The following is a 3,456-nucleotide window of genomic DNA, read 5'->3' on the forward strand; positions in this document are numbered from 1 at the left end:
GCGTAGTTCCCCATCTGTCGGTACATTTCTGCCAGGTTGTTGAGACTGCTGGCTACACCAGAATGCTCTGAACCAAGAGTTTTTTCACGGATAGCTAGAGAACGTTGGTACAAGGGTTCAGCTTGGGCGTAGTTGCCCATCTGTCGGTACAATGCTGCTAGGTTGTTAAGGCTAGTGGCTACATTAGGATGCTCTGAGCTAAGCGCTTTCTCATAAATAGCTAGAGAACGTTGGTACAAGGGTTCAGCTTGAGCATAGTTTCCCATCTGTCGGTACAATGCTGCTAGGTTGTTGAGGCTGGTGGCCACATTAGGATGCTCAAAACCATGCACTTTCTCAGAGATATCTAGAGAACGTTGGTACAAGGGTAAAGCTTGAGCATAGTTTCCCATTTCTTGGTAGAGTGCTGCCAGATTGTTGAGGTTGGTAGCAACAAGAGGATGCTCTGAGCCAGCTAGTTTCTCCAGAATCGCCAGAGAACGTCGATACAGAGGTTCAGCTTGGGAATAGTTGCTGTTCTCGGAGTACAGTCTAGCCAGACTATGGAGGCTAGCGACAACAAGAGGATGCTCAGAGCCAAGAGCTTCCTCAAAAATAGCAAGGGCGCGTTGTGCTAGGGGAATTGCCTCAGCATATTTGCCTTGTTGGTAAAGCTGAGTAACCTGTTGAACGAGGCGTTTGGCTTCTTCCACTTCAGCAGACTGTTCGTTTGAGGGCGTTGGCATTTGTGCAACCATCGCACCAGGAACACCCACTACAATACCCAGCGTGGCGATGAGGGCAGTTGTCCACAGCAGCGTTCTCCGGCTCATGATGTTTCCCCTCGTGAGTTAGGCTATTGTTATAAAATATGGTCTTTTCCGGCATAATTGGCTGATAATTCTACATTTTTTAACCATGTCCAGCATAAAACGCCGTTAGTTCGTTTTTGAATTGTTACTTTACAAATAGTGTCGGTTCGCTAGACTTTGCCCTAAACTACCGCGCCCCCATCGGAGTCCAATCACCCGAAGGAATAAAAGAAGCCCAATAATAAGGATGTTGATACTTTTGACTGAGCAACATCTCCAACTGAATTTCACGCAACGCCGAAGAACGCCCTTCATTATTCAACAAACGACGATAATAACTCACCATTAAATCCTTCGTTCCCTCATCATCTACTTTCCACAAACTCAACACCTGACTTTCTGCACCCGCTATCACAAAAGCACGGCGCAAACCGAAAACTCCTTCACCATTCGCCACATCTCCCACACCCGTTTCGCAAGCAGATAACACCACTAACTTAGTTCCCCATAAATTCAGTGCGGCGGCTTCCATCGCCGTTAACACGCCATCTTCATTGCCACTTTTACGAATATTAAAACCAGCTAGTGCTAAACCTGACCTGAGTAACGGGTTTTCTTGATTTCCTGCTACCCGACGACGAGGTTTAACGTTAAAATCGGGCTCAACCCAAAGACTTCTACTCAAACTCGTTGATGGTGCGACTAATTCCACATCTTCTAAGAAAAAGCCGTGAGTAGCAATGTGCAGAATTTGAGGGCTTTTAACTTGTTTGAGGGCGTTTTCTGTGGCTTGGGAACCTGTTAATTGTTGGAGTCCAGATAGCAAGGGTGCAATGGCTTCTGCTTCTTTGAGCGTACCGGGTAAAGGGCCGAATTTGATTTGGGCTAAGTCGTTAGAACGGCGGCTATTATTCCCTCGGTTGGCACTGGCGACTTGCACCGATGGATTGCCGGGATTACTATAATCTGGATTGGCTAAAAGTATCGAATTAGAACGGCTAGCAACGGGATTTTGTAAGCGTAATAAGTCCCGACCTGAACCGAGATAAGTAATAGAATAGTTTTCCACTAAATAGCGGTTATTTTCATCCACTAAAGCAGCGAAAGGAATCAGGTTGAGTTGGCTATCGGGAGAAATTAAAAGTGTGCGAGTATTGCCCAAACGCTGACGAATGGGTTGCATGAGTTTTTCATCAAGAGTGGGGGCAATTTTTTGGATAGTGGGAGACTGAGATTGCAAGGCTTGGCGGAATTCGGCAACCGCTTGGTTGATGGGTTCTGCTTCCCCTAAATCTACCCATTGAATGTCACCAGAAGAGTTGAGAATATAAGCGGCATAACGGGGAGTTCCCCATTTGTTAGTTTTGGCATCACGAGGATAGTAAAACACCAATTCGACTAAAGCCGCATTTTGAGGAATGAGTTTTTGGACAGCTTCAATGGTTACAGGTTGAGAAATCTTGCGGAATTCGGCTGAACGGCGGGATAATTCGGCTTCCTGTTTCTCGGCTTGGGTTTTCAGGGTGGCAACTTGGTTGCGATATTGTTCTAGGGGAAGATTTTCGGGTTTGTTGAAAATCAGGGCAGCGAGTTGAGTGCGAGTGGCGTTAAGTTGGTCGAGTAACTTTTGGTTTTCTGGGGTGATGTTTTGACGCAGGGTGATGAGGCTGTCGGTGAGAACTTCCAGGATGCGACCTTTGCGGCGTAAAACAGTAGTCAGGGCAAGGCGTACAGCATCTGGGTTGTTGGGTGCGTCTTGGATGTGCAGAGAAACAGTTCCGTCTGTTGTCCCAGAAAGGGTGGTGATGTAAGCACCTTTTTGAGATTCTGAGCCCATAGTGAGGTTGACGGCGAGGTGCTGTTCTTGGAGATTCACACCACGAGTCAAAAATGCAACTGCACGGGGGATATCTGCTTGGGCAAGATACAGTCCTGCCAGGTTGTTGAGGCTATTAGCGACATCGGGATGCTCAGAACCCAGGGCTTTTTCCAGGAATGCTAGAGAGCGTTGGAAAAGGGGTTCGGCTTGGGCGTAGTTGCCCATATCTTGGTACAGTAATGCCAGGTTGTTGAGGCTAGTAGCGACCCTGGGATGCTCGGAACCCATTGCTTTTTCCCGAATTGCTAGAGAGCGTTGGTACAGGGGTTCGGCTTGGGCGTAGTTGCCCATCTGTCGGTACAGTTCTGCCAGGTTGTTGAGGCTAATAGCAACATCAGGATGCTCGGAACCCAGTGCTTTTTCCCAGATGGCTAGAGAGCGTTGGAAAAGGGGTTCGGCTTGGGCGTAGTTGCCCATATCTTGGTACAGTAATGCCAGGCTGTTGAAGCTAATAGCAACATGGGGATGCTCGGAACCCAGTGCTTTTTCCCGAATTGCTAGAGAGCGTTGGTGCAGGGGTTCGGCTTGGGCGTAGTTGCCCATATCTTGGTACAGTAATGCCAGGTTGTTGAGGCTAGTAGCGACATGGGGATGCTCGGAACCCAGTGCTTTTTCCCAGATGGCTAGAGAGCGTTGGTACAGGGGTTCGACTTGGGCGTAGTTGCCCATCTGTCGGTACAGTTCTGCCAGGCTGTGGAGGCTAGTAGCGACATGGGGATGCTCGGAACCCAGTGCTTTTTCCCGAATTGCTAGAGAGCGTTGGTGCAGGGGTTCGGCTTGGGCGTA

At 48.4% G+C, this 3,456-nt stretch carries 2 protein-coding genes; both read right to left on the minus strand.

Annotated elements, in window-relative coordinates; genetic code table 11:
- Window positions 1-812, minus strand: an 812-nt coding sequence (locus QUA53_RS20000) for a tetratricopeptide repeat-containing protein (RefSeq protein WP_333099396.1), incomplete at its 3' end; no start/stop codon positions are given.
- A 166-nt stretch (window positions 813-978) separates the two neighbouring features.
- On the minus strand, window positions 979-3,456 hold a 2,478-nt coding region (locus QUA53_RS20005), incomplete at its 5' end, for a tetratricopeptide repeat protein (RefSeq protein WP_333249028.1).

The organism is Microcoleus sp. Pol12B3 (assembly GCF_036701355.1).
GTDB lineage: Bacteria > Cyanobacteriota > Cyanobacteriia > Cyanobacteriales > Microcoleaceae > Microcoleus.